The organism is Bacillus sp. HY001 (assembly GCF_007558965.1).
GTDB lineage: Bacteria > Bacillota > Bacilli > Bacillales > Bacillaceae_G > Bacillus_A > Bacillus_A mobilis.
In genome coordinates this window covers 20552-44107 of the sequence record NZ_VLTE01000059.1, presented here as the reverse complement: position 1 = coordinate 44107, position 23556 = coordinate 20552, and the positions used below count along the sequence as shown (strand labels likewise).

Here is a 23556-nt window from a genome sequence, read left to right as displayed (position 1 = left end):
ATATTAGAAACTTATACTGAAAAAAGAGACTGTAAAATTGTAAACAGTCTCTTTTTTTGTGACAATAAACCTGGAAACATACTATGTATGCAAAGGGGAATTAGCGATGAATCAAGAAGTTTCACAGCTATTAGAACAGATTGATTTACGAAAAGATGAGTTACTAGAGCTTACAAAGAATCTAATCCGTTTTGAAACACCAGCACCGCCGGCGAGAAACACAAATGAGGCACAAGAATTTGTTGCGGATTTTCTAAGAAAACGAAATTTTAGTGTTGATAAATGGGATGTATATCCGAATGACCCGAACGTTGTTGGGGTGAAAAAAGGGATAGAAAGTGACACACATAAAAGTCTTATTATTAACGGACATATGGATGTAGCTGAAGTGTCAGCAGATGAGGCGTGGGAAACCAATCCGTTTGAGCCGTTTATAAAAGATGGTTGGTTAGTTGGACGTGGTGCGGCAGATATGAAAGGTGGACTGGCTGGAGCGCTATTTGCTATTCAGCTTTTACAAGAAGCTGGCATTGAATTACCTGGAGATTTAATCTTTCAATCAGTGATTGGGGAAGAAGTTGGAGAGGCAGGTACACTTCAATGCTGCAAAAGGGGGTATGATGCTGATTTTGCAGTCGTAGTGGATACGAGTGATTTACATATGCAAGGACAGGGCGGCGTAATTACTGGATGGATTACTGTGAAAAGCCCTCAAACATTTCATGATGCAACACGCAGGCAAATGATCCATGCTGGCGGACGTTTATTCGGAGCGAGTGCGATTGAAAAAATGATGAAAATTGTGCAAAGTTTACAAGAATTAGAGCGTCATTGGGCAGTTATGAAAACATATGAAGGCTATCCATCTGGAACAACAACAATTAACCCAGCTGTTATTGAAGGCGGACGGCATGCAGCGTTTATTGCGGATGAGTGCCGGTTATGGATAACAGTGCACTTCTATCCGAATGAAACACATGAACAAATAATAAAAGAAATTGAAGAGTATATTGGGAAAGTAGCAGCTGCCGATCCATGGTTAAGTGAAAATCCACCACAATTTAAGTGGGGCGGGGAATCAATGATTGTGGATCGTGGCGAAATTTTCCCTTCTTTAGAAGTAGATAGTGAACATGCAGCAGTAAAAATTCTTAGCTCAGTACACGGATCAATTCTATCTAAACATGCAATTGTAGATATGTCTGCAACGGTAACGGATGGTGGTTGGTTTAGTGAATTTCATATTCCAGCTGTTATTTACGGACCAGGTACATTAGAAGAAGCTCATTCAATAAATGAGAAAATTGAAGTAGAACAGTTAATTGAATTTACAAAAGTAATAACAGTATTTATATATGAATGGTGTCATACAAAAAAATAGATTCGTATGTGGAAATCGTACAAGTATGTATACTTGTACGATTTTTTAGTGAACTATTTCAGAGTTGAACAGAAACAACTGAAATAGTTCTTTGTTTTTCTATGTCTTTCGTTTTAGTTCGATTAATTTCTCTTTCGCTAATTCAACAGCAATTGCATCATCTAAATAGCCAATTGGAAAGAGATAATCGGGGATAATGTCTGTTGATAAAATGAAATACAGTAATGCGCCTCCGAGAACCGCACGTTCCTCATTTGAAATAGTCTCATTGCAAAATTGTTGATACATATCTGTTAATTGTTCAATAAAAGGGCCAGCGCTATCAATTTGTTCTAATTTACTCGCGAAACTTTCATGAATACGTTTTTCACCTTCTGTTGTTTGAGCATAGCGTTCATAGTTTTCAAGTTCTTGTTTTACGCGCGTTGTTGTATAGTCGAAATCGAATAAGTTAGAGGATTGCAGCGTTTGCTGAATGGTATCAAGAGATGTGTACATATCCGTCTTTTCTTTATTAATGTGAGGAGAATCAGGATACATTTCATCAAATAATAGTTGGGGTGGAACTTTCAAGCATTCTGCAAATTTTTGTATATGTTTTTGTTTTGGCGGTTGTTTACCATTCATAATTCTTGAGATTGTTGCGGGATCAATATTTGTATGCATTCCTAATTGGCGCATGGATAAGGCACGCTCTTTTAAAAGTTTTTTTATTAATGTACTAAGCCGCTCATTTGGATTTTCTTTAGGCATAGTGAAGGCACTCCTTTTTTATTGTTGAAAAAATGTTGAGCATTTATTACATGTATATGAAACAGACAGGCACAGTTGCTCAACATTTTCATAAGATGCATGGAAAAGTGAGAAAAAGGGGTGGCTGTTTATGAGTACGGCAGGTCTATTTTCAATTTTTTTAATCGGAATTGCTTCTAATTTAGATAATGCAGGTGTTGGGATTGCTTATGGCATTCGTAAAATTCGAATTTCGTGGTTTAATAATTTTATCATTGCATTTTTTGGATTTTTATTTACTTTATTGGCTGGATTTTTTGGGAATTGGATCGCATTATTTATTTCAGAGTTTACGGCAAATTTGATTGGGGCAATTGTTTTAGGAATAATTGGACTGTTTATTTTATGTCAGCCTTTCTTGAGTAAAAAAGAGACCGTAGACTCTAAAGATGATAGTGTACTTATTGGAATTTTACGCGATCCAGAAAAAGCAGATTTTGATGGATCTAAAACAATTAGTTTTTCTGAAGCAATTGTTTTAGGCGTTGCATTGTCTATTAATAATATCGCAGGTGGATTTGATGCTGGGGTAACAAACTTGAATCTGTGGCTTACGGCATGTATTTCTGGGGTGTTTAGTTTTATTTGTATTAGTGGTTTTACGTATGTAGGAAAACGATTTTTAGCAGCATACTTAGGGAAATGGGCTACTGTGATTGCGGGCGTGCTATTAATTCTTATTGGGATAGATCAGTTATTGTAACATACAACGTTCGAGCATTTCCTCGGAAATACTCGAATGAATTGCATATATCGACATCGGATGCGCAATTACTGAAATGTTACTGTTTTTATAAATATGAAAGCACCTACATAGGTGCTTTTTTAACGTATATCTTCAATTAATTGTTCCGATTCTTCATGCATACTGTACTCACTTAAAACTTGAATACAGAGCCACTTTAGTTCTTCGATAGTATGTTCAAGTTCTTCAGGAAGCACGTGATGAATGTCTTCAAGTCCCATTCCGAAATGAATAAGTTCAAGCACTTGATCATCGATGTTCCGATCCATGAGTAGTTCAAGTACTTCTAAATTGAATATGTATCGGTGAGCTTCATCGAGTGAAACCACTTTTAACTTCAAGCTTTCTACAATACTCAATATAAAGAGAAGAATTGTTTTTTCAAGAACAGGCTGTTTTTCCATTTGAAATATTAGTTTCATCTTTCACACCTCCACATATAGCGCTAGGTTGTACTATATTATTCAGGAGGGGGGAGCAAATATGCATGATATAGAGAAACTTTCAGTACGGTTTTTGTGAGGGGACGGATAGCTGATACAGTTGAGTGTTTTATGTAATAAAAAAATCCTGCTAGTATAGCAGGATAACTCAGAATTAAAAAATACTCCAACCTTCTTGAGCAGAAAGAAGTTCAAGAATTTTAAAACCAGCGATACTATTTCCGTTTGCATCTAAAGCTGGTCCGAAAATACCAATTCCCATTTCTCCTTTTACGCAGCCGAAAATGCCACCAGCTACACCACTTTTTGCTGGAATACCAACACGAATCGCAAATTCACCAGACTCGTTATACATACCGCATGTAACCATAAATGTTTTACAGATTTTTGTAATATGTTTAGGGATAATTTGTTTTTTCTTATATGGATCATATCCATCCATCGCAAAAATTAAGCCGATACGCGCTAAATCGATACAGTTTACTTCAACAGCACATTGACGAGTGTATAAATCCATAAGTTCTTCGATGTCACAATCGATAATTCCGTTTTGTTTCATATAGTAACAAAGTGAACGGTTTAAGTAAGCTGTCTCTAATTCTGAAGTGGCAACTTTAGAAGAATAATTAATAGTAGGATTATCTGTTATTTCACGTACAAAATGAAGGATACGCTCCATTTTTTCTTCATTATCTTTTCCTGTTAACATGCTTGTAATGGCTAGTGCCCCTGCATTAATCATTGGATTAAGTGGCTTAGAAGGACTTGTCGTTTCTAACTTAATAATAGAATTAAATGGATCACCAGTTGGTTCCATTCCAACTTTAGAAAATACATATTCTTCACCACGATCTAAAAGGGCAAGCGCAAGTGTAATTACTTTTGAAATACTTTGAAGAGTAAATAGTGTTTGTGAGTTGCCAGCATGGATGTATTCTGTTTCTTTATGGAAAATGGCAATCCCTAAATCATCTGGATTTGCATTTCCTAGTTCGGGGATATAAGTAGCAAGATTTCCTTTTTTCGTATATGGTTTTACTTGTTCTAACAACTGTTGTAAGTTGTTTGTCTCAATGCACTGCATAGTACCAACGCTCCTATTTCGAATTAACTAAGTTTACTTTTCCCGATATGCTCGGAAATAAATAATAACATGAAAAAGTGGAATGATAAAACGAAAGTTACATGTTCTATAGTAGGTATTTCGTTTCGAGTATTCTATATTGAAAAAGGAGAATTTCCCTTTTATATAACAGTTTGGAAATAGGAGATTTATCCATAAAAAATTCGAAAATAAAAACTACACATCTATACAACTATATGTTATTATGGTTATGTAAATAGAAAGCGTTTTCTAAGGCGTACTTATAATGATAACGATTTCATAAATTTGATAGGGGGAATTAAAATGTTGCAGTTTCTACAACGTATTGGTAAAGCATTAATGCTTCCAATCGCAGTGCTACCAGCAGCAGGATTATTGCTTCGTTTAGGGCAACCAGATGTATTTAATATTCCTGTTATGGCACAGGCCGGTGCAGCAGTTTTTGATAATTTAGCACTTATTTTTGCAATTGGTATTGCAATCGGTTTGTCTGTTGATGGTAGTGGTGCGGCAGGTCTTGCAGGTGCAATTGGTTATCTAGTTATGAAAAATAGTATTGATGCACTTAGTAAGGGATATTCTACTGTAGAATTACAAGATAAGTTAGGCAAAGTTCAAGATTTAATAGGTAATAGCGCTAATGTAGATCCATCTAAGCTTGCAGATACAATGACACAGGTATCTAAAGCAGCCGAATTATCGACTAAAGTGGATATGAAAGTTTTAGGTGGTATTATTGTCGGTGTTATAGCAGGACTTCTTTATAATAAATTCCATAAGATTAAACTTCCAGAATGGTTAGGATTCTTTGCTGGAAAACGTTTCGTTCCGATTGTTACATCGGTTGTGATGTTACTATTAGGAATTCTATTCGCACAAATTTGGCCAGCAATTCAAAATGCTATCGATGCATTAGCTCATGGAATTGTTAATTTAGGGGCAGTTGGTTCAGGTCTATTTGGTTTATTAAACCGTCTATTAATTCCAATCGGTTTGCACCATGTAATGAACACATACTTCTGGTTCGTACTTGGTGACTTTACAAATGCAGCAGGTAATGTTGTAAATGGTGATATTGCTCGCTTCCTTGCAGGAGATAAAACAGCGGGTATGTTTATGACTGGTTTCTTCCCAGTTATGATGTTCGGTTTACCAGCAGCATGTTTCGCAATGATTGCAGCTGCTAAGCCAGAAAAACGTAAAATGGTTACAGGTATGTTAGGTGGTCTAGCATTAACTTCATTCTTAACTGGTATTACAGAACCAATTGAATTCTCATTCATGTTCTTATCACCAGTATTATATGGTATTCATGCTGTATTAACAGGTCTGTCTCTATTCATTACAACAACTCTTGGCATTCACGATGGTTTCACGTTTAGTGCCGGTGCAATCGATTACTTCTTAAACTTCGGTATTGCAACAAAACCAGTATTACTCGCGGGAGTCGGTTTAATTTACGCAGTAATTTATTTCGTTGTATTCTACTTCTTAATTAAGAAGTTCGACCTAAAAACTCCTGGTCGTGAAGACGAAGAGGAGCTAGCTGAAGGTGAAGAAGCTCCAGTTGCAGGTTCAATTGGTGAAACTTACGTAGCAGCTTTAGGTGGAAAAGAAAACTTAACAGTTATTGATAACTGTGCAACACGTCTACGCTTACAAGTGAAAGATGCTGGTCAAGTAAACGAAGCAGCATTAAAACGTGCTGGTGCAAAAGGTGTTATGAAATTAAGTAACACGAGTGTCCAAGTTATCGTAGGTACAAATGTTGAATCTGTTGCCGATGATATGAAAAAACACGTATAAATAATGAGATAAGAGGATATCCAAAAAGATTGATAACATCAACTTTTAGGGGATATCCTCTTTTTTATATTAAAATTTTAACAGCAATCTTACTTTTGTAAATTTTCTTTTTCTTTTTTATACATATAGGTTGGTAATATGTGCAGTGCGTGATAAAGTAGGGATGACGTCGAATGGAATGTCGAAAATCTATGAAAAAGATCCGAAATGAATCTTGTGTAGTGGAATTAAATTATCGGTAAATAAGGGGAAAAAAGCAATCATGGATCAGGAAAAAATTAATGCGAATGGGAAAGCACGTCGGCCGATTGTATACATAAAAAGAACAATCATTCTCGTCTTACTATTTTCAGTTGTATATTTCATGTATACAAAAATTGTTGCGGATAATAAGAAAGAAGAAACTTTAAAAGCAGCGGCAGAAATGAAGAAACAAGAAGAGCTAAAAAAGAAAGAAGAAAAAAAGAAGCAAGAAGCACAAAAACAAAAAGAGCAGGAAGAACAAGTGAAGCAAGCGCAAGCTGTGGAGAAGCCTGCCGAGGGACCACCTCAAGAAATTAATGAAAACGCTCAATTAGATCAATATTTACAAAACGCAGGATTTAGCGGGACAGCTGTTATTGTGAAGAACGGAAAAGTTCTTTTGAATAAAGGATACGGTATGGCGAACAAAGAGAAACAAGTACCGAATAATTCAGAGACAACTTTTTATATTGGATCTATTTCAAAGGCGTTTGTAGCAACTGCTATTATGCAATTAAAAGATCAAAATAAGTTGAACGTAGAGGATACGGTTGCAAAGTATATTCCAGATTTCCCTCAAGGTAATGGTATTCAGTTAAAACATTTACTAACACATACATCAGGGATTCCAGAGTATGAACAGGGAACAGAGGATATTTCTCATGAGGAATTGATAAAACGAATAGGAAAACAAAAGCGTATTGGGAGTCCAGGAGAGAAATGGAAGTATTCTGATTCGAACTATTCGATACTGGCCTACATCGCTGAGAAGGTAAGTGGACAACCGTTAGATGAGTATATTAAACAACATATTTTTGCTACTGCGGGTATGAAGCAGTCTGGTTTCGGCAAAGCGCTAGAGCAAACAAGGTTTCCATCGACAGGTTATAAAATAGTAAATAACAATATGACAACACCTAATATTCCAAGTATGTCACAACTATATGGTTGTGGTGATATATATACAAGTGCACATGATTTATATTTATTTAATGAAGCACTCTTCTCTGGAAAGTTAATTTCAAAAGAGAGTTATGATCAAATGTTTACGGCCGTGAAAAAGGATTACGGATTTGGTTGGTATGTAGACCCAGGAAGTTATTCGAATCACGGTGTAATGCCAGGATGGAATTGTTTAAATGGATTTAGTAAAAACGGAAGTGTGTATGTCGTTTTATTATCTAACATTCAAAACAACATTAAATCATTTGGTAAAGTGAATAACGACATTTACACGATGTTGCGAAATGTTGAAGTGTAAGAGACTATCCTTTTGGATGGTCTTTTTTTATTGAGGACGTGTATGTGCAATGAGATAATGAAATAAAGTGAAACTTTAATCAGTGGGGGTCTCACTGCACGGCGAATAGCGGGATAAATGGAAAAGGGAGAGGGATATGGGTATACATAAGCATCACGCACGTAACGCGAAACGCATTTTTTTTGTAGCTGTCATCGTATGGATTATTGTCGCAATTGGATTAGTAATGGAATATAAAAAGGGGATGCTATTCACTTCGGAGAAAGAAAATCTAAAATTAATAGGTGTTGTACTACCAGCATTTGGATTATTAATATATAGCTTTATAGAAAAAAGAAGATCGAAAATGCTTAAGCAGGAAATTTATAATATAGAGGCTTCTGAATTATTAGAGCAACGAAAATTTGTTGTTCGCAAAGAGGTAGGGATATTTCAAGTAATAACATACTTTGGGTTAGATGGCAGTGCAGTAGGGTTTTTAAAAGAAGAGTATGATTTTGTTATGCAACGTGTATGGCAAGCTGTACTTTCTTTTTTTGTTAAGGGACTACATAAGCAACAATTTTATTTATATAATTACTCGGGAGAAAGATTGTTGCGTGTTCAAAAGAAGATGGGAGTACGCCATTTCTATATTTTTTCCGATGTAGAGGGAAAGAAAATTGGAGAATTGAAACAAGTACTAAGTTTAACAAAGTGGGAATGGATTTTTTTAGGGGTGGATGGTAAAGAATATGCTAAAGTGACTGGGGACCTTTCAGCAACAATGCAGAAAATAGACTGGCGAGATGGAACGCATATTGATGTGAAAGAGGATGGTATTCCGTTAGAAGCTGTTAAGTATTTTTCAGCAAGCGGTGGTTCACTTGTTACAGCTTCTATAAGTGAACAGGCAGAATTGCCACGAGCGGTTTATTACAGTGTCTCTGCCATAATTACAATTAAAAATTAATATATATATAAAGATAGATGGGATACCATCTATCTTTTTTTGTGTTTAGAACATATTGTTTCGTTGAAAAATGTATGTCTTACCTATCACAAAAAAAGCCTGCTTTGTATACATTAAGATGTATAGATGTATTTTGTATACTTTAAAAATAATAGGAGGAGAAGTGTATGTGTCTGTTCGGTAAGTATTGGAAAAAGTTATCGAGATTGTTTAATAGGCAATTGGATTATTTTTTAGATAATAAGTTATTACCTGCTGTGGAACGACTTTTATTTTCGCAAAACTTTGCAAGGTTTATTCAAAGAAACTCTAAGCAAGCTACGGAAGAATTTATTGAATCAAGTAGATTTCAATCTATTATTTGTAACATTTTAAAAGAATGTAATACATCACCTTTTAAAGAAATTGCAGAGCAGTATTTGGGTAAAAACGTAGAAATTACTGTAACGGTTGGACAGTTAACGGGTGTGATTGTAGCAGTTGGTGATGATTTCTTAACACTGCAAGAAGGAATAGGAACAGAAGTTTTATTACCATTTACAAGTATTATATCAATTAAAGAGGCGTAAGAAAGGAGACTTATATATGTTATTTACTGATGAATTGCGTAATCATATTGGTGAGTTAGTGCAAGTTGTGACAGCGGTCGAAATTGTTGCAGGTATTCTGTTATCTGTGACAGACGGGGCAGTAAGTGTTCGTACTTCGCCTTCTTATGGACCACCGGAAGATGTAGTTGTACGTATCCCTATTATTTCTTATGTTCGCTTGGAAGGGTAAGCGTGATACAAGTATGAGAGTATCAGTTGTTATTCCAGTGCATAATGAAGCAAGTACTGTATCACAAGTTTTAGTAGAAGTAGAGAAATTGAAACCTTATGAAATTATCGTAGTAGATAATGGATCGACAGATGGGACAAAAGAAATAGCGTTACAACACCATTGCCGAGTAATTTATTATAAATATTCTCTTGGCAATGATGTTGGACGGGCGATTGGAGCAAGAGAAGCGAAGGGTGACATTGTTTTATTTTTAGACGGTGACATCGTTATTGATAATAAAGAATTGCAACGTTTCATAAAAGGAATTCAGCAAGGTCACCAAATTGTTGTGAATAATTTAACATGGTCCGTTTATTTAAAGATGAGGCCGCATTATACGACAGTTGGAAAGTTTATGTTGAATCGTTATTTGGATAAAAAAGAGCTTGTTGTTGGTTCTTTAATCGCAATTCCACATGCAATAAGTAGAGAAGTTATTCAGAAATTTGGTTGGTGGAATTTAGCCGATCCAGCACTGTTTCAAGCAATGGCGATGTCTAGAGGAGTAGATATTGTCGATATGGCTTCGGTCGATGTTATTCATACAAATAAAGTGCGTCCTGTTCATACTGGTACATCTCCCGGTTCGCCTTATCCGAAAGCGACTAGTCGTATTATGGGAGATCATTTACGTGCTTTGCAATACGTAATCGAAACCTATGGTAAGCGTGGTGGTTTTTCGGAAGGAACTAGGGATAGAGAGTTTGTAGGAAAGTATAAACCAGTTGTATTACAAAAGAAAAAAGCAAAATATAGTGCTATTATCCCTGTATCAGAAGAAAAAATGACTATAAGATCTGTTATACAAGAAGTAAAAAAAGCAGGTGTAGATGAAATTATAGTGGTTGCGAATGGAGCTGATATGGAGACAATTAAACAAGCAAAGTTAGAGCATGTTATCGTTATTGAATTTGAGGAAGCACTCGGACATAATGTGGCCCGAGCGATAGGAGCTATGCATGCCACGGCCGATATTTGTTTATTTGTCGACGGTGATTTTGTTATTCCGGGAAAAAAATTAATTCCATTTTTACATGCGATTGAAGATGGGCATGATGTGGCATTAAATGATTTACAGTGTTTATTAGATATGTTTCATCCGGCAGATCCAATTAGCATGGGAAAATATTTTGTGAATTTGGTAGCGAAACGACCAGATTTATGGAATAACTCATTAACGGCAGTACCACATGCTATGCATAAAAAGGTAATAGAGAAAATAGGATATGATTCTCTTATCATTCCGCCACTAGCTCAAATGAAAGCTATTTTGGAGGGATTCTTTATTACAGCGGTAGAGTTTGTAGATGTTATAAAAACAAATCGTGTACGCCCAGAGCAACATGGATTTGTAAATGGACGTATTCCAGCATTTGACCGTATTTTCGGTGACCAACTTGAGGCAATTGCATATTTATTGCAATCCACAGATGAACGCGGGAGTTTTACAGATGGAGAGCGGGATAGAAATATAATTCAACAATTGAGAAAGGAAGAAGAGAATACAGATGAATGTTAGTAGTACAGTTGCTATTATCGGATTAGGATATGTTGGCCTTCCTTTAGCAGTTCATTTTGCAGAGAGAGGACATACAGTAATTGGATTAGATAAAGATACTAGAAAAATAGAATCAATTATAAAAGGAGAAAGTTATATTCCAGATGTTTCTTCTAAATTGTTACAAAGTTTATTGGATAAAAAAAAATTAATAGTAAATACACCGGATCAAGGTATTGCTGATTTTCAAAATAGTGATTATGTTATTGTCACTGTTCCGACTCCAATTAATGAAAAAAGAGAACCAGACTTAAGTGCCCTCATTTCAGCCTCGCATTATATACAACAACACCTTCAAAAAGGACAAACCTTCATTTTCGAAAGCTCCACATATCCAGGTACGCTCGAGGAAGTTATCATTCCGATTATTTCTCAAACAGGAAAAAAGGTAGGAGAAGATTTCTATATCGGATATTCCCCTGAGAGAATTGATCCGGCTAATAGTCACTATTCCGTTCAAACGATTCCAAAAGTTATTAGTGGACAAACAGAAAAGTGTAAACAAAAAGTACAGGAGTTATATAGCACTATATTTGATGTAGTTGTTCCAGTTAGTTCTCCGAAAGTAGCGGAAATGTGTAAGTTATTTGAAAATATTCAGCGTCTAGTCAATATTTCATTAGTAAATGAGTTAAACACACTATGTGAAAGTTTAGGAATTGATTTTTACGAGGCACTTGAAGCTGCATCTACAAAACCGTTTGGATTTACCCCATATTGGCCAGGGCCAGGGATAGGGGGACACTGCATTCCAGTAGACCCTTTATATTTTCAATGGAGAATAAAAAAGAATGGAGCAATTAGTCAATTAATTGAGGCGGCACATGTAATTAATGAAGAAATGCCAGAGAAAATAGTTCGGAAAGTAAAAGGCATGGTGCAATCACCTGCATCAGTTTTAATTGTAGGAATTGCGTATAAGAAAGATGTAAATGACTTAAGAGAATCACCAGCGTTGCCAATTATTGAATTGTTAATAGAAGAAGGATATGAGATAGAATATCATGATCCATATATTTCTTCTGCAAAATTTGGAGATAAGGTGTACCAATCTGTTTCTTTGGATGAACAAGTCATGAAACAAGCGGGTTGTATTTTAATTTTAACTGATCACTCTAATATCGATTGGAAGCTTTTTAAAGGAATGAAGCGAGTAGTAGATACACGTGGAATTGTAAAGAAGGTGAGTGTATGAGTAAAAAATGTTTAATTACAGGTGGAGCAGGATTCATTGGATCGCATCTAGCTGAAGAATTGGTGAAAAGAGGTTATGGGGTCACAATCGTGGATAACTTCTATAAAGGAAAAAATAAATATCATGATGAGTTAATGAAAGAAATTCGGGTTATTCCAATAAGCGTTTTAGATAAAAGCTCAATTTATGAATTAGTAAATCAACATGATGTAGTGTTTCATTTAGCAGCAATTTTAGGTGTGAAAACGACAATGGAAAAGAGTATAGAGCTGATTGAAACGAATTTTGATGGAACGAGAAACATTTTACAAGCAGCGCTAAAAGAAAAGAAGAAAGTAGTCTTTGCGTCTACCTCAGAAGTATATGGTAAAGCAAAGCCGCCCTTCTCTGAAGAGGGGGATCGATTATACGGGGCGACTTCTAAAATACGTTGGAGTTATGCAATTTGTAAAACATTAGAAGAAACATTATGTTTAGGATACGCTTTAGAAGGTTTACCTGTAACGATTGTTCGTTATTTTAATATTTATGGTCCAAGAGCGAAAGATGGTCCGTATGCAGGGGTAATCCCACGATTTATCAGTGCGGCTCTGCAAGGAGAAGACATTCTCGTATATGGAGATGGAAAGCAGACACGTTGCTTTACGTATGTAAGTGATGCCGTAGAGGCAACGATTCGGGCAATGGATGAGAAGGTAAATGGTGAGATTATTAATATAGGTTCTGAGAATGAAAAGAGTATAAAACAAGTAGCAGAAGTAATTAAAAAGCTAACGAAATCTTCTTCAAAGATTGTCCAAGTTCCTTTCGAAGAGGTATATCCACATGGCTTTGAAGAAATTCCAAATAGAAGACCAGATGTAACGAAATTAAAAGAACTTGTGCAGTTTGAAGCGATAGTAACGTGGGAACAAGGATTGAAAGAAACTATTAAATGGTTTCGTGAAGAAAACAATGGCTAAGTCGCTATCAATTATTATACCTGTATGTAATGAAGCGGATACGATTTCAGACGTTATTCAATCGGTAAAAGGATTAAATCCAGTAGAGATTATTGTAGTAGCAAACGGTTGTAACGATGGTACAGAAGAGGTTGCCAGTCGTTTAGGGTGTAAAGTAATTGAGTATACAGAGCTACTCGGGAACGATGTTGGACGCGCAGTCGGTGCAAAACACGCGATAGGTGATGTACTACTATTTATAGATGGAGATTTTGCTATTCAAACTTCAAAATTACAATTATTCCTGAATCCAATTTTACATGATCAGGCCGACATCGTTTTAAATAATTTGGACGCACTATTTTTAAAGAAACAAAAACCGCACTCCGTGACAGTATGGCGCCAAATATTAAATGCAATGTTAGAGCGTGAAGAGTTAAAAATTGATTCTTTATTATCTGTACCTCATGCGTTGACGAAAGAAGTTGTTCAAAGCATTGGATATGAATGTTTTGTGAATCCTATTGTAGCTCATTTACGCTTAGTACAAAGCAAATGGAGAATTAGTCGTCATTGTGCAATAGATGTTATTACGCCAAATAAATTTCGGCCAACCGAGCATGCTGCGTATGGCACGGGTCTTTCTCAATCTGAAAAACGGATGATAGGTGACCATATAGAAGCTGTAGCGGAGCGAATAGCGGGCAGTGATGAGCGCGGAGGGTATTATGATGGAAATAGGAAAAGAGAGTGTGTTTATCATACTTTAAGTTTCGAAGATTTTTATCAAGGATGGGGCGTCACATCTAAGTTGTATAAAGGAAAGCAATTATCGGTCATTATTCCTGTACAAGATGAAGAGAAAACAATTGGAAACGTTATAGAAGAGCTCCGCAAAATTGAACCTTTTGAAATTATCGTTGTTGTAAATGGTTCGTCTGATCAAACGGCAACGATTGCAAAAGACAAGGGAGCAACAACAATTGTATATAAAGAAGCACTTGGAAATGATGTGGGGCGTTCACTTGGAACTTATTTTGCAAAAGGGGAAATTGTATTATTTATAGACGGTGACTTTGTTATTCCAGCTAGGGAATTATATCCTTTCGCAAAAGCTATTGCAGATGGAATGGATGTCGCCTTAAATGATCTAAATCATTATTTAGATTTAAGAGTACCGCTTCATCTTGTAACTGCATTTAAATATGCATTAAATTTAGCTTGTGATAGAAAAGATCTAGGAGTAGGCTCTCTTATCGCTGTACCGAATGCGTTTAGTCGTAAGTGTTTGAAAGAAATCGGGTATAGATCTTTACTTTCACCTTGTGTAGCTCAAGTGAAAGCTATTTTGTCGGGATTCGAGATTGCATGTGTAAGTCGTGTAGAGGTTGATAGGATGAACCGTATTCGTCCCAGTGAACATTTTGCAAAAATAGGTCACCCTCCAGCTGTCTTGCGAATTATAGGTGATCATATAGAAGGATTCGAGCAATTAATTGTATTAGAGGGTAGTCGTGGTGGATTCTATGATGGGAATAGAAAAAGAGATGTTTTAGAGTAGTAACAAAAAAAGTGTACAACATATGTACACTTTTTTGTTCTGTTATAAAAACTATAACAGATTAGGAGATAAGAGTATTACAGCTCTACAATGGGTATTGTTCTTGTATTACAAAATAGGACTCGTATATAAGGATACCAAAAAAATACAATTAAGGAAAGGGTTAATTATAAAGACTTTTAAGTGAAGTTAACACTATGCATATAGTAGATTGCTCAACATTTCACAAACATGTCACAACTATTTCGTTCACTTTCGCCAAAAAGTAGTATTCTAAGTGTGTAAGCTGTTATATAAAAAATCTTAGTCCTGTACTAATCAAAAATGGAGGAGATTAGGATGACTCAAGTATTAGAAAATGTTAAAAACGCATGGGAAAACTTTAAAGGTGAAAAATGGAAAGCAGAGATTGATGTTCGCGATTTCATTTTAAATAATGTAAACGTTTTCGAAGGAGATGAATCTTTCTTAGCGGGAGCAACTGAAGCAACGAAACAACTTTGGGATCAAGTAATGGATTTAACAACGAAAGAACGTGAAAACGGTGGCGTTCTTGATATGGATACAAAAATTGTTTCTTCTATTACATCACATGAACCAGGATATTTAAATAAAGATATTGAAAAAGTAGTCGGTTTCCAAACTGAAAAACCATTTAAACGTTCTTTACAACCATATGGTGGTATTCGTATGGCGGAACAAGCTTGTGAATCTTATGGATACGAAATGGATAAAGAACTTAGTCGTATTTTCAGGGATTGGAGAAAAACGCATAATCAAGGTGTATTTGATGCATACACACCAGAAATGAAAGCGGCTCGTAGATCAGGTGTAATTACTGGTCTTCCAGATGCATACGGACGTGGACGTATTATCGGTGACTACCGACGCGTAGCATTATATGGTATTGATCATTTAATTGAAGTGAAAAAAGCTGATTTGAATTTAACTGGCGGTGTAATGAGTGAAGATACAATGCGTTTACGCGAAGAGTTATCTGAGCAAATGCGTGCCCTTCAAGAGTTAAAACAAATGGCTGCTTCTCATGGCTTTGATATTTCTAAGCCTGCAACAAACGCGCAAGAAGCATTCCAATGGTTATACTTCGCATATCTTGCAGCAATTAAAGAGCAAAACGGAGCTGCGATGAGTCTTGGACGTACTTCTACATTCTTAGATATTTATATTGAAAGAGATTTAGCAAATGGTACTTTAACAGAAGAAGAAGTACAAGAAATTGTGGATCACTTCATTATGAAATTACGTCTTGTGAAATTTGCAAGAACACCTGATTATAATGAATTATTCTCTGGTGACCCAACTTGGGTAACTGAGTCTATCGGTGGTATGGCATTAGATGGTCGTCCATTAGTAACAAAGAACTCATTCCGTTTCTTGCATACATTAGATAATTTAGGACCAGCTCCAGAGCCAAACTTAACAGTTCTTTGGTCTAAACAATTACCACAGAACTTTAAAAACTACTGTGCGAAAATGTCTATTAAAACATCAGCAATTCAATATGAAAATGATGACATTATGCGTGCTGACTACGGCGATGATTACGGAATTGCTTGTTGTGTATCTGCAATGAGAATTGGTAAACAAATGCAGTTCTTCGGTGCACGTGCAAACTTAGCAAAAGCATTATTATATGCGATTAACGGTGGTAAAGATGAAAAATCTAAAGCACAAGTTGGTCCTGAGTACGCACCAATTACTTCTGAAGTATTAGATTATGAAGAAGTTATGCATAAGTTTGATATGACAATGGAATGGTTAGCGGGTCTATACTTAAACACATTAAATGTTATTCATTACATGCACGATAAATATAGCTACGAACGTATTGAAATGGCACTTCATGATACAAATGTTCTTCGTACAATGGCAACAGGTATCGCGGGTCTATCTGTAGTAGCAGACTCTTTAAGTGCAATTAAACACGCAAAAGTAAAACCAATTCGTGATGAAAACGGAATTGCAGTTGACTTTGAAATCGAAGGAGATTTCCCTAAATACGGTAACAATGATGATCGTGTAGATGAAATCGCTGTAAATCTTGTAAAAACATTTATGAATAAACTTCGTAAACATAAAACATACAGAAATTCTGTTCATACAATGTCGATCTTAACAATCACATCTAACGTTGTATACGGTAAGAAAACTGGTAACACTCCAGATGGTCGCCGTACTGGAGAACCATTTGCACCAGGTGCGAACCCAATGCATGGCCGTGATACAAAAGGTGCATTAGCTTCATTATTATCTGTAGCTAAATTACCATATGAAGATGCACAAGATGGTATTTCTAATACATTCTCTATTATTCCAAAAGCACTTGGTAAAGAAGATGATGTACAAGTACGTAACTTAGTATCAATGCTTGATGGTTATGCAGTAAAAGAAGGTCATCACTTAAATATTAACGTATTTAATCGTGAAACATTAATGGATGCAATGGAACATCCTGAAAAATATCCACAATTAACAATTCGCGTATCTGGTTACGCTGTAAACTTTATTAAATTAACTCGTGAACAACAAATCGATGTAATTAACCGCACAATGCATGAAAGTATGTAAGTGAAAAAGTGTCCCTCTGCTTTATATAAATAGCAGAGGGAGGCTGCTTCAATAAAGGAGGAAGTAACATGGTAAAAGGAAGAATTCATTCTGTAGAGTCTTGTGGTACTGTCGATGGCCCAGGAATTCGTTATGTCATATTTACACAAGGGTGTTTATTACGTTGTCAATATTGTCATAATGCTGATACGTGGGAGATTGGTAAAGGAAACGAAATAACAGTTGAAGAAGTAATGCAGGATGTGACATGTTACCTTCCGTTTATTGAAGCTTCTGGAGGCGGTATAACAGTTAGTGGTGGTGAACCATTATTACAGCTAGATTTCTTAATTGAATTATTTAAGAAATGTAAGGAAGCTGGAATTCATACAACAATTGACTCTTCGGGTGGTTGTTATTCTGAAGAACCAGAATTCCAAAATAAGCTAGATATTTTAATGGATTACACAGATTTAGTTTTATTGGATTTGAAACATATTGATTCAAAGAAACATCGTAAATTAACAGGAAAACCAAATGAACATATTTTACAATTTGCTCGTTATTTATCGGATAAAAATAAACCGATTTGGGTACGACACGTATTAGTTCCTGGTATTACGGATAATGAAGAGGATCTACAAAAATTATCTAGCTTTATTCAAAGTCTGTCTAATGTTCAGAAAGTCGAAGTGCTACCGTACCATAAGCTTGGTGTATATAAATGGGAGGCACTTGGACATAAGTATCCACTTGCGAATGTAGAACCACCTACTGAAAAAAATGTAGAACAAGCAAGACATATTTTACAAGCAGTCTAATCCAAATATTGGGTTAGGCTTTTTGCTTTCTTCACAATAAAACCTAGAGTATGTATATGGAAAAGAGTATACTGAAAATAGAATATCCATATTTTTGTAAGGAATAAGTGGAGAAATTTACATAATTGTAAAGGGAAATCAAAATAGTAAAAAGAATTAAGAAGTAAAAGAGTGAGTATCATGGAATAGAGAACATTTGTAAGTTATTGCGAAAGCTCTTATAGGAAAGTATAATGTAAAGATATGAGCACAGATAGGATTAAGGGGTCAATCTTATATGCTTTGCATATCCACGACAGGTACATAGCTGAAAGAGAAGTATTAGAATCTGTTTATGTAATTTTTAAGGAAAATGTTTTTCCTATTGTCGTATATGCAATATGGAGAAACAATAAGCTAGGAGTGGATTTGTTTGATAAAAAACCCCAAGGTTTTAATATTAACTGCACATTACGGTAATGGTCATGTGCAAGTAGCGAAAACATTAGAACAAACATTTCGCCAAAAAGGAATTGAAGATGTAATTGTATGTGATTTGTTCGGAGAATCACATCCAGTTATAACCGATATTACAAAATATTTATATTTGAAAAGTTATACAATAGGAAAAGAATTATACCGCTTGTTTTATTACGGCGTAGAAAAAATTTATGATAAAAAAATAGCATCTTGGTATGCGAACTTTGGAAGAAAACGTTTGAAATTACTTTTACAAGCAGAGAAACCGGATATTGTTATTAATACTTTTCCGATCATAGCTGTACCAGAGTTGAAAAAGCAAACAGGTATTTCAATTCCTGTGTATAACGTATTAACGGATTTTTGTGTGCACAAAATATGGATTCATCGGGAAGTAGATCGTTATTTTGTAGCAACTGATCACGTGAAAAAAGTTATGGTTGATATCGGTGTGCCTGCGGAGCAAATTGTTGAAACTGGAATTCCGATTCGTAGTAGTTTTGAACTAAAGATCAATTCAGACATTATATATAATAAATATCAGTTATGTAAGAATAAAAAGATTTTACTAATTGTAGCAGGTGCTCATGGGGTATTAGGAAGTGTAAAAGAACTATGCCAATCCTTTATGTCAGTACCTGATTTACAAGTAGTTGTCGTTTGTGGGAAAAATGAAGCGTTAAAACAGGATTTATTAGGGTTACAGGAAAAGAATCCTGATGCATTAAAAGTATTTGGTTATGTTGAAAATATTGATGAATTATTCCGTGTTACTTCTTGTATGATTACGAAGCCAGGCGGTATTACGTTAAGTGAAGCGGCAGCATTGCAAGTACCTGTCATTTTATATAAGCCTGTTCCAGGACAAGAAAATGAAAATGCGATGTACTTTGAAAGAAAAGGAGCTGCAGTTGTCATTCGTGATGATAGTGAGGTTTTTGCAAAGACAGAGGCATTATTACAAGATGATATGAAGCTTCTTCAAATGAAAGAAGCGATGAAAAGCATTTATCGTCCGGAGCCAGCTGGTCATATTGTGGATACAATTTTGGCAGAAAATCATGTAGAACCGAATCATATACCTATTAAATCACCTGCTCTTGCACAATTATTTACTTAATATGAAACCCTCTTTTATATGTTTAAAGAGGGTTCTTTATGTTTTATCCCGCTTTAATGGGCAGTAAGACCCCCACCTCAAAATGCAGCGAAAGCAAAGAAGTTAGGTGTGGGATCAACTGCCCATAAAAGTCCGATTGGTGAGGGCTAATAATCAGTGGGGGATGAAGAAAACCCCCACTGATTAAAGTTTCACTTTATAAGATAAAGTAAGTATTAACTTATCCACATGAAGATTACGCTTTCATTAAACAGTAAAGTCTAAATATTAACAACTATATCCACATTGTCCACAATTTTTAGAAAAATATCCACAATTCTAACATTTACTATGCGTTACAATATATAAATTTGTGAAGGGTTTGCAGAATTTATTCACAATTCTATATTTTTTTGTGGATAACGTTATCCACAAAAAAGGTTCCTTATTTATAAGGAACCTTTTTTGTCTATTCTATCACGTAGAAAAAATATGTAATGAGAATGAATAATTAGGGGGGAAAACTTCTAATTATTCATTCTCACTTTAAATACTTTTCGAGCGATAACCCGCTGCGCGATCTGCTTTGCGAAATTCTCGTTGGTAGAGAACCTCTTGTGTACTAGATAATGTGTTTTTTGCTTTGTCACGTTTCTTTTTATCCATTACAAATCACCTCGTGTCCTAAAGTCACTATCTATCGTTTCCAAAGACATGGGGTGATATACGTATATGGCAAAATGTTAATGATTAATTATTTTTTCTAAAAATTTAGATTATGCTTCTTTTAATTGGTGAGCATCTTGGAACGTTGTATCTCGCATTGTAGCAAGTGTATATTGATCTTTTGGAATTTCATATAAGTTATATACTTCTTCATTTGCGTTAATTTCATCATAAACGGCTTTTCTTGTTTCGTTTGCTAGATTTACATATTGTAGTTTTTCGGCAGCTTTAATAGAACGAATATTTATTTTGCGAATACGCATAAAAATTGTTTCAATATCTAATTCATAGAAAAGTTCACTAAAAAATGAATCTTTCGCCAATTTATTATAGCCTTTTCCATGATAGGGTTTGCCAAGCCATGTTCCAAGAAATCCGGCTTTTTCTTGCACATCAAATAAAGTAATTGTTCCGATAGGGTTACCCCATTCATCTAAAATTGTGCGTGAAATTAATTCCCCACGCTCTTCAGCTTCAATCGTTTGTTTCGTTAAAAATAAATATTCCTCATAAGAATAAGCCTTTTGACGCACAAAAGGGAAGACAGCTGGATCCACCATTAACTCGTATAGAACGTGGCTGTCGTGTAAGTCGCGTTTTTTCAACATACTAACTCCTCCTCACACGAGGGTAGCATGACGAAAAAGCACCCCACCCTCGAAATTTTTATATCAATCTTTAAAAAATTTCGGGGTGGGAATCGAACCCACTAGAACCAGTTTCTAACGCTGGTGGCGCACCATTTGCCTTCCCCATTCATCAATTTGAAAATGATAATCACGACACAAATTGATTATGGTTTCATTCAGTTTATAATCGTATAATACTTTATCTAGTCAAAAAAATAAACTAGTTTTTTTTATTTTTTTTGTAAATTATTTTTCCATCAATCATGGTTAGTACAGGCTTGGCTAAATAATGGAAAGGATGATGAGTCCATAACACGAGATCAGCGTCTTTTCCAACCTCAATGCTGCCAATTCTATCCTCTAAACGTAAATTTCGTGCTGGAAATATAGTGATTCCTTCTAGTGCAGTTTTTTCGTCTAATCCTTCTCTTACTGCGACAGCAGCACAAACATTTAAATATTGAATTGGTGTATAAGGGTGATCTGTTGTTATAGAAACTTCCACTCCATTTTTCGATAATATATGGTAAGTATCCCATGTTTTGTTTTTAAGTTCGATTTTAGAACGGCGTGTAAGAGTGGGGCCAACTGAAACCTTCAAATTGTGTTTTGAAAGCTCTTCAACAATAAAGTGTCCTTCTGTACAATGTTCAATGCGTAAATCAAGGTTGAATTCTGTTGCAAAGCGTAGAGCTGAACTAATATCATCTGCTCGGTGAGCGTGGATACGTACAGGTATTTCGCGGCGTAATGCTTTTAAGATAGGTAGCATTCGAAAATCAGCTTCATGCCCGTAGTGCTGTGCTTCATAGAATGATTCCCGAAGTAATCCCATAATTCCCATACGTGTAATGGATTCTTTTGTTCCATTACTATGGACCTTTTTAGGATTTTCTCCAAAGGCAATCTTTAAGCCGGCAGGTTCTTGAATAATCATATGATCAATACAAGTTCCAGCTGTTTTTATTACACAAGTAGTACCACCGATAATGTTTTGACTTCCTGGCATAACGTGAACAGTTGTGATTCCGTTTTGTACAGCATCTTGAAATGCAATATCAAAAGGGTGGATTCCGTCCAAAGAACGGATATGTGGTGTTGAAACTTCAGATGTTTCATTTGCATCATTGCCAGCCCAACCAGTACCTTCATCATAGAGACCAAGATGAGTATGAACATCAATAAATCCAGGTAAAAGATGAAGAGCACGAGCGTCTATAACTGTCATATCTTGTGTAGGTTGAATGGAAGGTTTGACCTCGGCAATTCTTTCTCCTATAACGAGTACATCCCCTTGAAATTTTTGGGATGTAATAGGGTAGACAATGGCTTGTTTGAGCAATATTTTCATAGGTACCTCATTTCTGTTACTTTACAATATTAATGGAATTTAAGGGAAAGTAACTGAAAGATTATTTGTGTAATAATGCTCCGGATTCTAGAACATGAAAGTTTTGAAAGGGGCCCCTGTAAAACTGTGTTTTAGAAGTACTACATTGTATGCGAAAGTATATTTTGTAATGCATGGTCTATTGCCGGAAATGTGTATTGATACCCATGTTTAATTGCTTTACTAGGTAATACGTGTTGTCCTTCTAGTACAAGTATACTCATCTCACCCAATAAAGCGTGAAGCATAAATGAAGGGACAGGTAACCAATGAGGTTTTTTCATTATAGTTGCAATGGTTTCTCCAAATTCCTTCATTCTTATAGGTAGGGGAGCTGTAATGTTAAAAGGTCCATCAATTTCTTCTTTGTGTATGATGAAATCAATAAGGTGAACGACATCGTCTATATGAATCCATGATAACCATTGGTTTCCAGATCCAATTGTACCTCCGATATAGAATTGATAAGGGAGTAGCATTTTGGGAAGAGCTCCTCCGTCTGCGCCTAATACAACTCCGAGTCTAGCGTAGATTGTTCGCATTCCGAGAGAACGAGCTTTAGATGCTTCTTGTTCCCATGAATATACTGTATTTGCTAAAAAGTCATTTCCAGGAATCTCATGCTGTTCTGTAAAAGACTCAGTTTCAGACGTTCCATAGTAGCCAATAGCACTTGCGTTAATAAATGTGTGTGGTTTTGTATTTAGTTTTTGCAATTGTTTAATGAGTCCTTTTGTTGTTTGAATTCTACTGTTTAAAATGGAGTCTTTTTGTTTCTTTGTCCATCTACTATTAATAGACTCTCCAGCTAGATTAATAACTACATCAATAGAAGAGAGGGGGAATGTTTGTAAATCTGGTGTCCATTGTACGTATTGAAGGTTAGGGCGGGAAGTTTCAATAGTTTTGTTTCGAGTAAGAATGTAAACATTATATCCTTTTTGAATAAAAAAAGTAGAAAGGTATTTACCGATAAAGCCGGTACCACCAGAAATTGCGATTCTCACAATTATTTCCTCCTCATTATATATATTCTTGAAAAGCAAAAACGTTCCTTGA

The 23556-nt window shown here is 35.5% G+C and carries 22 protein-coding genes; 15 read left to right on the top strand and 7 right to left on the bottom strand.

Annotated elements, in window-relative coordinates; genetic code table 11:
- The first annotated feature begins 106 nt into the window (after nucleotides 1–106).
- Nucleotides 107–1381: an acetylornithine deacetylase gene (locus tag FOT98_RS24280; protein ID WP_063263187.1), complete on the top strand. Its 1275-nt coding sequence runs from the start codon at nucleotides 107–109 to the stop codon at nucleotides 1379–1381.
- Between the two features lie 99 nt (nucleotides 1382–1480).
- Here the strand turns inward: FOT98_RS24280 and FOT98_RS24275 are convergent, their stop codons facing one another.
- Nucleotides 1481–2134: a DUF1232 domain-containing protein gene (locus FOT98_RS24275; RefSeq protein ID WP_063263186.1), complete on the bottom strand. Its 654-nt coding sequence runs from the start codon at nucleotides 2132–2134 to the stop codon at nucleotides 1481–1483.
- Between the two features lie 130 nt (nucleotides 2135–2264).
- Between FOT98_RS24275 and ytaF the strand changes: the two genes are divergently transcribed.
- On the top strand, nucleotides 2265–2876 hold the full coding sequence (gene ytaF, locus FOT98_RS24270; protein ID WP_063263185.1) for a sporulation membrane protein YtaF: 612 nt from the start codon (nucleotides 2265–2267) through the stop codon (nucleotides 2874–2876).
- 122 nt (nucleotides 2877–2998) lie between these two features.
- Here ytaF and FOT98_RS24265 read toward each other — a convergent pair whose 3' ends face one another.
- Together FOT98_RS24265 and glsA are read right to left on the bottom strand one after the other, a co-directional pair.
- Entirely contained in the window at nucleotides 2999–3340 is a 342-nt protein-coding gene (locus FOT98_RS24265; RefSeq protein WP_000766602.1) for a DUF3969 family protein, read from the bottom strand.
- Between the two features lie 175 nt (nucleotides 3341–3515).
- On the bottom strand, nucleotides 3516–4445 hold the full coding sequence (gene glsA, locus FOT98_RS24260) for a glutaminase A (RefSeq protein WP_063263184.1): 930 nt from the start codon (nucleotides 4443–4445) through the stop codon (nucleotides 3516–3518).
- A gap of 69 nt (nucleotides 4446–4514) precedes the next feature.
- Here glsA and FOT98_RS33300 point away from each other — a divergent pair, with 69 nt between their 5' ends.
- The 13 genes from FOT98_RS33300 (at nucleotide 4515) to FOT98_RS24190 (ending at nucleotide 19773) form a co-directional block, all read left to right on the top strand.
- Nucleotides 4515–4628 carry a transcriptional regulator gene (locus tag FOT98_RS33300; protein WP_071724377.1) on the top strand — a complete coding sequence of 38 codons (114 nt, stop codon included), beginning with the start codon at nucleotides 4515–4517 and terminating at the stop codon, nucleotides 4626–4628.
- A gap of 141 nt (nucleotides 4629–4769) precedes the next feature.
- Nucleotides 4770–6272, top strand: coding sequence for an N-acetylglucosamine-specific PTS transporter subunit IIBC (nagE, locus tag FOT98_RS24250; RefSeq protein WP_063263183.1), 1503 nt, complete (start codon nucleotides 4770–4772; stop codon nucleotides 6270–6272).
- Nucleotides 6273–6534: 262 nt separating this feature from the next.
- Nucleotides 6535–7776 (top strand): serine hydrolase domain-containing protein, encoded by a 1242-nt coding sequence (locus tag FOT98_RS24245; protein WP_063263182.1) that lies wholly within the window; start codon nucleotides 6535–6537, stop codon nucleotides 7774–7776.
- Nucleotides 7777–7912: 136 nt separating this feature from the next.
- Nucleotides 7913–8728 carry a hypothetical protein gene (locus FOT98_RS24235; protein WP_063263181.1) on the top strand — a complete coding sequence of 272 codons (816 nt, stop codon included), beginning with the start codon at nucleotides 7913–7915 and terminating at the stop codon, nucleotides 8726–8728.
- 167 nt (nucleotides 8729–8895) lie between these two features.
- Nucleotides 8896–9297 carry an LSm family protein gene (locus FOT98_RS24230; protein ID WP_000335520.1) on the top strand — a complete coding sequence of 134 codons (402 nt, stop codon included), beginning with the start codon at nucleotides 8896–8898 and terminating at the stop codon, nucleotides 9295–9297.
- A 16-nt stretch (nucleotides 9298–9313) separates the two neighbouring features.
- Complete coding sequence (locus FOT98_RS24225) at nucleotides 9314–9508, top strand: LSm family protein (RefSeq protein ID WP_063263180.1); 195 nt, start codon at nucleotides 9314–9316, stop codon at nucleotides 9506–9508.
- A complete protein-coding gene (locus FOT98_RS24220; protein ID WP_186292137.1) occupies nucleotides 9489–11069 on the top strand; it encodes a glycosyltransferase family 2 protein in 1581 nt (526 codons plus the stop codon). The genes FOT98_RS24225 and FOT98_RS24220 overlap by 20 nt, the downstream gene beginning before the upstream one ends.
- Complete coding sequence (locus FOT98_RS24215; RefSeq protein ID WP_063263179.1) at nucleotides 11059–12303, top strand: nucleotide sugar dehydrogenase; 1245 nt, start codon at nucleotides 11059–11061, stop codon at nucleotides 12301–12303. The genes FOT98_RS24220 and FOT98_RS24215 overlap by 11 nt, the downstream gene beginning before the upstream one ends.
- Complete coding sequence (locus FOT98_RS24210) at nucleotides 12300–13265, top strand: NAD-dependent epimerase/dehydratase family protein (RefSeq protein ID WP_063263178.1); 966 nt, start codon at nucleotides 12300–12302, stop codon at nucleotides 13263–13265. Before FOT98_RS24215 ends, FOT98_RS24210 begins: the two co-directional genes overlap by 4 nt.
- Nucleotides 13258–14805: a glycosyltransferase family 2 protein gene (locus FOT98_RS24205; protein ID WP_063263177.1), complete on the top strand. Its 1548-nt coding sequence runs from the start codon at nucleotides 13258–13260 to the stop codon at nucleotides 14803–14805. The genes FOT98_RS24210 and FOT98_RS24205 overlap by 8 nt, the downstream gene beginning before the upstream one ends.
- 339 nt (nucleotides 14806–15144) lie before the next feature.
- The gene (gene pflB, locus FOT98_RS24200) at nucleotides 15145–17394 is read left to right on the top strand and encodes a formate C-acetyltransferase (protein WP_063263176.1); all 2250 of its coding nucleotides are present in this window, start codon (nucleotides 15145–15147) and stop codon (nucleotides 17392–17394) included.
- A gap of 68 nt (nucleotides 17395–17462) precedes the next feature.
- Nucleotides 17463–18194: a pyruvate formate-lyase-activating protein gene (pflA, locus tag FOT98_RS24195; RefSeq protein WP_063263175.1), complete on the top strand. Its 732-nt coding sequence runs from the start codon at nucleotides 17463–17465 to the stop codon at nucleotides 18192–18194.
- Nucleotides 18195–18606: 412 nt separating this feature from the next.
- Nucleotides 18607–19773 carry a diglucosyl diacylglycerol synthase gene (locus tag FOT98_RS24190; protein WP_063263174.1) on the top strand — a complete coding sequence of 389 codons (1167 nt, stop codon included), beginning with the start codon at nucleotides 18607–18609 and terminating at the stop codon, nucleotides 19771–19773.
- 525 nt (nucleotides 19774–20298) lie between these two features.
- Here FOT98_RS24190 and FOT98_RS24185 read toward each other — a convergent pair.
- From FOT98_RS24185 to FOT98_RS24170, 4 genes are all read right to left on the bottom strand, one after another.
- Nucleotides 20299–20418, bottom strand: coding sequence for a YfhE family protein (locus FOT98_RS24185; RefSeq protein WP_000358484.1), 120 nt, complete (start codon nucleotides 20416–20418; stop codon nucleotides 20299–20301).
- Between the two features lie 110 nt (nucleotides 20419–20528).
- Nucleotides 20529–21086, bottom strand: a complete 558-nt coding sequence (locus FOT98_RS24180) for a GNAT family N-acetyltransferase (protein WP_000914737.1) — start codon at nucleotides 21084–21086, stop codon at nucleotides 20529–20531.
- Between the two features lie 241 nt (nucleotides 21087–21327).
- Nucleotides 21328–22458 (bottom strand): amidohydrolase, encoded by a 1131-nt coding sequence (locus tag FOT98_RS24175; protein WP_000698308.1) that lies wholly within the window; start codon nucleotides 22456–22458, stop codon nucleotides 21328–21330.
- Between the two features lie 140 nt (nucleotides 22459–22598).
- Complete coding sequence (locus FOT98_RS24170) at nucleotides 22599–23504, bottom strand: TIGR01777 family oxidoreductase (RefSeq protein ID WP_063263173.1); 906 nt, start codon at nucleotides 23502–23504, stop codon at nucleotides 22599–22601.
- Nucleotides 23505–23556: the final 52 nt, after the last annotated feature.

What these genes read in the sequence shown, in the direction of transcription:
- FOT98_RS24230 (WP_000335520.1), top strand. Translation starts at nt 8,896, where the DNA reads ATGTGTCTGTTCGGTAAGTATTGGAAAAAGTTATCGAGATTGTTTAAT.
- FOT98_RS24180 (WP_000914737.1), bottom strand. Translation starts at nt 21,086, where the DNA reads ATGTTGAAAAAACGCGACTTACACGACAGCCACGTTCTATACGAGTTA.
- nagE (WP_063263183.1), top strand. Translation starts at nt 4,770, where the DNA reads ATGTTGCAGTTTCTACAACGTATTGGTAAAGCATTAATGCTTCCAATC.
- FOT98_RS24210 (WP_063263178.1), top strand. Translation starts at nt 12,300, where the DNA reads ATGAGTAAAAAATGTTTAATTACAGGTGGAGCAGGATTCATTGGATCG.
- FOT98_RS24185 (WP_000358484.1), bottom strand. Translation starts at nt 20,418, where the DNA reads ATGGATAAAAAGAAACGTGACAAAGCAAAAAACACATTATCTAGTACA.
- FOT98_RS24245 (WP_063263182.1), top strand. Translation starts at nt 6,535, where the DNA reads ATGGATCAGGAAAAAATTAATGCGAATGGGAAAGCACGTCGGCCGATT.
- FOT98_RS24220 (WP_186292137.1), top strand. Translation starts at nt 9,489, where the DNA reads ATGTTCGCTTGGAAGGGTAAGCGTGATACAAGTATGAGAGTATCAGTT.
- FOT98_RS24275 (WP_063263186.1), bottom strand. Translation starts at nt 2,134, where the DNA reads ATGCCTAAAGAAAATCCAAATGAGCGGCTTAGTACATTAATAAAAAAA.
- FOT98_RS24205 (WP_063263177.1), top strand. Translation starts at nt 13,258, where the DNA reads ATGGCTAAGTCGCTATCAATTATTATACCTGTATGTAATGAAGCGGAT.
- FOT98_RS24280 (WP_063263187.1), top strand. Translation starts at nt 107, where the DNA reads ATGAATCAAGAAGTTTCACAGCTATTAGAACAGATTGATTTACGAAAA.
- FOT98_RS33300 (WP_071724377.1), top strand. Translation starts at nt 4,515, where the DNA reads ATGAAAAAGTGGAATGATAAAACGAAAGTTACATGTTCTATAGTAGGT.
- FOT98_RS24265 (WP_000766602.1), bottom strand. Translation starts at nt 3,340, where the DNA reads ATGAAACTAATATTTCAAATGGAAAAACAGCCTGTTCTTGAAAAAACA.
- ytaF (WP_063263185.1), top strand. Translation starts at nt 2,265, where the DNA reads ATGAGTACGGCAGGTCTATTTTCAATTTTTTTAATCGGAATTGCTTCT.
- pflA (WP_063263175.1), top strand. Translation starts at nt 17,463, where the DNA reads ATGGTAAAAGGAAGAATTCATTCTGTAGAGTCTTGTGGTACTGTCGAT.
- glsA (WP_063263184.1), bottom strand. Translation starts at nt 4,445, where the DNA reads ATGCAGTGCATTGAGACAAACAACTTACAACAGTTGTTAGAACAAGTA.
- FOT98_RS24175 (WP_000698308.1), bottom strand. Translation starts at nt 22,458, where the DNA reads ATGAAAATATTGCTCAAACAAGCCATTGTCTACCCTATTACATCCCAA.
- FOT98_RS24225 (WP_063263180.1), top strand. Translation starts at nt 9,314, where the DNA reads ATGTTATTTACTGATGAATTGCGTAATCATATTGGTGAGTTAGTGCAA.
- FOT98_RS24235 (WP_063263181.1), top strand. Translation starts at nt 7,913, where the DNA reads ATGGGTATACATAAGCATCACGCACGTAACGCGAAACGCATTTTTTTT.
- FOT98_RS24215 (WP_063263179.1), top strand. Translation starts at nt 11,059, where the DNA reads ATGAATGTTAGTAGTACAGTTGCTATTATCGGATTAGGATATGTTGGC.
- pflB (WP_063263176.1), top strand. Translation starts at nt 15,145, where the DNA reads ATGACTCAAGTATTAGAAAATGTTAAAAACGCATGGGAAAACTTTAAA.